General features: G+C 75.3%; 6 protein-coding genes. 3 read left to right on the top strand and 3 right to left on the bottom strand.

All coding sequences use genetic code 11. The features are described 5' to 3' along the window. Positions 1-59 precede the first annotated feature (59 nt). The gene (gene pth, locus ACFVWU_RS44115; protein WP_387632195.1) at positions 60-644 is read left to right on the top strand and encodes an aminoacyl-tRNA hydrolase; all 585 of its coding nucleotides are present in this window, start codon (positions 60-62) and stop codon (positions 642-644) included. Here the strand turns inward: pth and ACFVWU_RS44120 are convergent. Continuing rightward, the gene (locus ACFVWU_RS44120; RefSeq protein ID WP_387632197.1) at positions 631-2,082 is read right to left on the bottom strand and encodes an MFS transporter; all 1,452 of its coding nucleotides are present in this window, start codon (positions 2,080-2,082) and stop codon (positions 631-633) included. The genes pth and ACFVWU_RS44120 overlap by 14 nt on opposite strands. Positions 2,083-2,226: 144 nt before the next feature. Between ACFVWU_RS44120 and ACFVWU_RS44125 the strand changes: the two genes are divergently transcribed. Together ACFVWU_RS44125 and ACFVWU_RS44130 are read left to right on the top strand one after the other, a co-directional pair. Then, a complete protein-coding gene (locus tag ACFVWU_RS44125) occupies positions 2,227-2,733 on the top strand; it encodes a MarR family winged helix-turn-helix transcriptional regulator (protein WP_387632199.1) in 507 nt (168 codons plus the stop codon). Positions 2,734-2,857: 124 nt separating this feature from the next. Beyond that, the gene (locus ACFVWU_RS44130; protein WP_387632201.1) at positions 2,858-3,367 is read left to right on the top strand and encodes a GNAT family N-acetyltransferase; all 510 of its coding nucleotides are present in this window, start codon (positions 2,858-2,860) and stop codon (positions 3,365-3,367) included. Positions 3,368-3,442: 75 nt separating this feature from the next. On the opposite strand, the gene ACFVWU_RS44135 is transcribed toward ACFVWU_RS44130, so the two are convergent. Together ACFVWU_RS44135 and ACFVWU_RS44140 are read right to left on the bottom strand one after the other, a co-directional pair. Continuing rightward, positions 3,443-3,952 (bottom strand): methylated-DNA--[protein]-cysteine S-methyltransferase, encoded by a 510-nt coding sequence (locus ACFVWU_RS44135; protein ID WP_387632202.1) that lies wholly within the window; start codon positions 3,950-3,952, stop codon positions 3,443-3,445. After that, positions 3,949-5,535, bottom strand: a complete 1,587-nt coding sequence (locus ACFVWU_RS44140) for a DNA-3-methyladenine glycosylase 2 family protein (RefSeq protein WP_387632204.1) — start codon at positions 5,533-5,535, stop codon at positions 3,949-3,951. Before ACFVWU_RS44140 ends, ACFVWU_RS44135 begins: the two co-directional genes overlap by 4 nt. Between the last annotated feature and the right edge of the window lie 275 nt (positions 5,536-5,810).

The following is a 5,810-nucleotide window of genomic DNA, read 5'->3' on the forward strand; positions in this document are numbered from 1 at the left end:
GTCCCGTACCGCCCGCAGCGCCCCGGCCGTCCGCCGTCCCGACTCCTGGAGAACCCCGTATGACCCCTGACGCACCCTGGCTGATCGCCGGGCTGGGCAACCCCGGCCCGTGGTTCCGGCTGACCCGGCACAACGCGGGCTTCCTCGCCGTCGACCGGCTGGCCGAGCGCCACGGCGCCCGGTTCCGCCGGCGCGGGCTCGCCACCGTGGTCGCCGAGATCGAGGTGGACGGCCGCCAGGTGCTGCTGGCCAAGCCGCTGTGGTTCATCAACCTGTCCGGCCGCCCGGTGGCCGCCCTGCTGCGCCGCTACGGGGTGCCGGTCGAGCGCCTGGTGGTCGTCCAGGACGACCTGGACTTCGCGTACGGCTCCGGCAAGTTGAAGCGCGGCGGCGGGCCGGGCGGGCACAACGGGGTGCGCTCGGTGGGCGAGGTGCTCGGCACCCGCGACTTCGTCCGGCTGCGGTTCGGCATCGGGCGTCCGCCGAAGGGGCAGAGCGTCGGCGACTACGTGCTGAAGAAGTTCTCGGACGAGGAACTGGCCGCGATGCCGGGGGTGTTGGACCGCTGCGCGGACGCCCTGGAGACGCTGGTGCGGCTCGGCCTGAACCGGGCCCAGGACGCCCTGAACGTCAGCCCGTCCTGAGGCTCCCACGGGCCGGAGTCGGACCGGTCAGCGCGGTGGCCGCCACCGCGACCACCGCCAGGACGACCAGCACCGTCCGCCCACCGGACGCCGCGCCCGCCAGGTGGACTCCGAGGACCGACAGCGCCATGCCGAGCGCGGTGCCGAGGCTGCGCGCCATGTTCACCATGCCGCCGCCGACCGCCGAGCACTCGGCCGGGATCGCCCGCATCACCAGCGCGTTGTTGGCGGGCAGCAACAGGCCCAGCCCGTACCCGGCGACCAGCAGCGGGGCCACCACCGCCGCACCGGAGACCGGCAGCACGGCGAACAACAGCAGCCCGGCGCCCGCGAGGCCCGCGCCGAAGCGGCACCTGGCCACGTCCGACCAGCCCCGGGGCAGCAGCGCGCCGCCGACCGTCGCGGCGACCGCGAAGGCCGCCGGCAGCATGGTGACCACCAGTCCCGCGGCAGCCGTCGACACCCCCGCACCGGTGAGCAGCACCGGGCCCAGCACGAGCGGACAGAACAGCAGCAGGTAGCCGATCAGCGCGACCACCAGCCCGGACCGCACGCCCGGGGTGTTCACCAGCCCCGGCGCCAGGATCGGCCGGGCGGCCCGCCGCTCCTGGCGCACCAGGGCCAGCGCGAGGACGACGGAGACGAACAGCAGGACGGCGACGGCCCAGCCGGGCAGGGGCAGGCCGGAGGCGGTGGACAGGGCGAGCAGCAGCGCGCTGGTCGCGCCGGTGAGCAGCAGCATGCCGGGCAGGTCGAAGCGGGGCGCCCGCGGCTCTCCGTCGCGTGGTCCCGGGACCGCCACCGGAGCACAGGTCCGGGTGCGCGGCAGCAGGTACCAACCGGCCACGATGCCGAACACGGCGATCGGCACGTTGACCCAGAACACCCACTGCCAGGAGGCGTGCTCCACCAGCAGCCCGCCGAGGCTGGGGCCGAGCGCCAGCCCGAGGCCCTGGGCTGCGGCCTGGATGCCGAGCGCGCGGCGCATCGCGTGCTCCGGGACCCCGCGCGCGACCAGGGCGACGCTGTTGGCCTGCATCATCGCGGCGCCGACGGCCTGGACGGCCCGGCAGGCGACCAGGATCCACAGAGCGCCGGCGAATCCGGCGCCCAGCGAGGACAGGCCGAAGACGGCGAAGCCGCCGATGTACATGGTCTTGCGGCCGACCAGGTCGGACAGCCAGCCGATCGGGGCCAGCAGGGCGACCAGGACCAGCAGGTAGGCGAGCGCGACCCATTCGACGGCGGCGAAACCCGCGTCGAAGTGCCGGCCCAGGGCGGGGAAGACCAGAGCGATGACGCTGGCGTCGAGCTGGCCGAGGAAAGCGCCGAGGCAGACCGTGCCGACGGCCAGCCAGTGGGCGTGGCGCCAGCCGGCTACGCCGCGGGGCCGCGGCCGCTCGGTGAGCAGGCGCGCGGCAAGGGCGGTGGCGTTCATGGGACGAATATATCGGATGCAGATATGTTCTTTCTACGAGCTGATCGCCCTGCGATACGAAACGTCCCACCCTACGTCCGCGGCCCGTCCGAGGGGCGGACGGCGCGCCGGAAACGCCCCGTACCAGGCGATACGCTGTTCGCCATGCCGTCGTCACCGCATGTTCCCGACCCCGCCACCGAAGCCCCCGACCCGGCGGTCGAGCACGCCCGGCAGCTGACCGACACCGTCACCCGGCTGCGCCGCGCACTGCGCAGCAGCATCCGCACCGACTACCCGTGGGAATTCCTGCCGATGGCGCAGGTCGAGCTCCTGCAGACGCTCGCCGCCGCGCCACTGCGGGTCGGCGAGCTGGCCGCCCGGCAGCGGCTCGCCCCCAACACCGTCAGCGGTCTGGTCGGGAAGCTGCTGGAGGCCGGGTTCGTCGACCGCCAGGCCGACCCCGGCGACCGGCGCACCGCCCGGATCGCGCTCACCCCGGCCGGGCGGCGCCAGCTGGACGACTGGCAGCACGCCCACGAACGCCGGATCGCCACCGCCCTGGGCACCCTCGCCCCGGCCGACCGCGAGGCGGTCGTCCACGCACTGCCCGCGCTGGAACAGCTCGCCCGGGCCCTGGCCCAGCCGGGGGGCGGCGGAGAGCAGGGCTGACGGGCAGGGCCCGGGAGCCGGGCCAAGGAGCCGGGCCGAGGAGGCGGGCCGGCGAGGCCCGCGGACCGGCCCCGCTCGGTAAAACCGCTGGTCCCCGAGGCCCGGCGGCGCTACCGTCCCCGCCATGACCACCGTAGAGGTACAGATCGAGCCCTGGACGGACGCCGACCTCGCGCTGCTGCGCCGGGTGAACACGCCGGAGATGAAGAAGCACGTCGGCGGACCGGAGACCGAGGAGCAGCTGCTCCACCGGCACCGGCGCTACCTGGACTTCGTCCCGTCCGCCCTGGGCTGCATGTACCGGATCGTGCTGCTGCCCGAGGGCGAGGCGGTCGGGACGGTCGGCTACGGCACCCGGACGTGGGAGGGCGAGACCGTGCACGAGATGGGGTGGAACGTGCTGCCCGGCCACCAGGGGCGGGGCATCGCCGTCGCGGCCACCCGGGCCGCCGTCGAGGCCGCCCGGCGCGAGGCCGCGCACCGCCATCTGCACGCGTTCCCGTCGGTGGACAACCCCGCCTCCAACGCGGTCTGCGCGAAGGCCGGGTTCACCCTGCTCGGCCAGACCGACTTCGAGTTCCCGCCCGGGCGGTTCATGCGCAGCAACAACTGGCGGGTGGACCTGCGCAGTTGAGCCCACCTCGGTTCAAGAGCCCGTCCAGCCGGCCTCGGGCGAGAGGCCGTTGAGCCGGCTGCGAATTCACCGGGTTCAGAACAGGGTGCCGCGCTCCAGCTCCAGCAGCCAGCGCTTGCGGTCCACGCCCGCGGCGAAGCCGGTGAGCGAGCCGTTGGCGCCCATCACCCGGTGACAGGGGCGGACGATCAGCAGCGGGTTCGCGCCCACCGCGCCGCCGACCGCCCGCACCATGCGTGGTTCCTGCCCGGCCAGCTCGGCGAGTTGGCCGTAGGTGACGGTCGTGCCGTACGGGATCTCGTCCAGCGCGGCCCAGATCCGGCGGCGGAACTCGGTGCCCTCCGGCGCGAGCGGGAGGTCGAAGGTGGTGCGCCGGCCGGCGAAGTAGGCGGTCAGCTGGGCCACCGGCTCGGCGAGGGCCTCGGGGTCGAGCACCCAGTCGTCGGCGGGCTCGGCCAGCGCGTACTTCTGGCCGGGCGCGGTGACGGTGGCCAGGGCCGCCGCACCGCTGTCCTCCGGCAGCACACCGCTGAGCAGCAGCTGGCCGAAGGGGCTCTCCATGGTGGTGTAGACGGTGGTGCTCATGCCGGGTCGTTCTCCGTTCCGGTACTGATGCTGATGCTGGTACTGGTGCTCGCGGGGCCGGCCCACAGCCGGTGGACGGCGTAGGAGCGCCACGGGGCCCAGGCCCCGGCCGCGTGGGCGGCGGACTTCGGGTCGCCGGCGGCGCCGAGCCTGGTCAGGCCGTGCTTGACGCCCACGTCGCTGGGGAGGAAGACGTCGGGGTCGGCGAGGGCCCGCATCCGCAGGTAGCCGACCGTCCAGGGGCCGATCCCGGGCAGGGCCATCAGCTGGGCCGCCGCTGCCTCGCGGTCGGCCCCGCTGTCGAGGCGGACCACGCCTTCGGCGAGCGCGGCGCACAGGCCGGTGAGCGCGCGGCGACGGGCCGCGGGCATCGCGAAGTCCTCCGGGTCGGCGGTGGCCAGGGCCGCCGCCGTCGGGAAGAGCAGCCGCAGGCCGCCACTCGGCTCGGGCAGTGCGGCGCCGTACTTCTCGGCGAGCCGGCCCGCCAGGGTGCGGGCGGCACCGACGGTGATCTGCTGGCCGAGGACGGCGCGCACGGCGAGCTCGTGCGGATCCACATGGCCGGGCGAGCGCAGGCCGGGGCGCTCGCGGACCAGCGGGCCGAGCACCGGGTCGGCGCCGAGCTGTTCGTCGACGGTGTCCGGGTCGGCGTCCAGGTCGAAGAGGATGCGCAGGCGCTGGACGGCCGTCGGCAGGTCACGCAGGTCGGCGAGCAGCAGGCGGCAGTCGAGCCAGCCGCGGGTGCGCGGCTCGCCCGGTGCGAGGCCGTCGACTTCGGCGATGCCGTGCCCGTACGGGAGCGCGAGGGTGCGCCGGTAGGTGCGCACGCCGGGGCGCGCGCTGGGTACGACCTCCTCCACGCCGGGGACGGCACGCAGGGCGAGGAAGTCGATCAGGTGGTCGCTGTCGATCGCGCCGCGGTAGGCAAGGCGCAGGGTGAGGCCGCCGGCCGGGGTGGCGGTGCGGCGGCCGGCCACGACCTCGGCGCGCAGGCCGGTCGGGGTGCGGTCGTAGACCTCGCGGACGGTGTCGTTGAACTGGCGGACGGAGGCGAAGCCGGCCGCGAACGCGATGTCGGTGACGGGCAGCTCGGTGGTCTGCAACAGGAGGCGGGCGGTCTGGGCGCGGCGGGCACGGGCCAGGGCGATCGGGCCGGCGCCGAGCTCGGCGGTGAGCTGGCGCTGCAGCTGACGGGCGCTGTAGCCCAGGCGGTCGGCCAGGCCCGCGACACCCTCACGGTCCACCACGCCGTCGCCGATCAGGCGCATCGCGCGACCGACCAGGTCGGCGCGGTGGTTCCACTCCGGGGAGCCCGGCACCGAGTCGGGGCGGCAGCGGCGGCAGGCACGGAAGCCCGCGCCCTGGGCGGCCGCGGCACTGGGGTAGAAGCGGCAGTTGGCGCGCTTGGGGGTCACGGCGGGGCAGCTCGGTCGGCAGTAGATTCCGGTGGAGGTGACGGCCGTGAAGAAGACCCCGTCGAAACGGGCGTCGCGGCTGTCCACGGCTCGGTACCGGATGTCGTCGTCGATCACGTTGTCCAGTTTGCGGCACCGGGTGGGGGGTGACTGGCGGGAATCGGACATCGCCGTTCGGGGGCCCTCCCCCTCCCCTCCCCTCCCCCCGCCGCCACCTCCGCCCTCCGCCCTCCGCCCTCCGCCCATGCCGGGGCCTCACGGGGCCCGGGTCTCCCCGGTCACCCCGGTCGCCCCGGTCACCCAGTCACGCCAGCGCCCCAGAGGCACCAAGGTCCCAGAGGTGCGGGCGGGGCGGGCCGCCCCCCCCCCCCCGACCCCCGGCACACCCGGGGCGAGGCGGGGCCCAACAGCGCAGGGGAGCGCGGGACCGGCACGCCCCCAGC

The organism is Kitasatospora sp. NPDC058190 (assembly GCF_042883685.1).
Taxonomy (GTDB): Bacteria; Actinomycetota; Actinomycetes; order Streptomycetales; family Streptomycetaceae; genus Kitasatospora.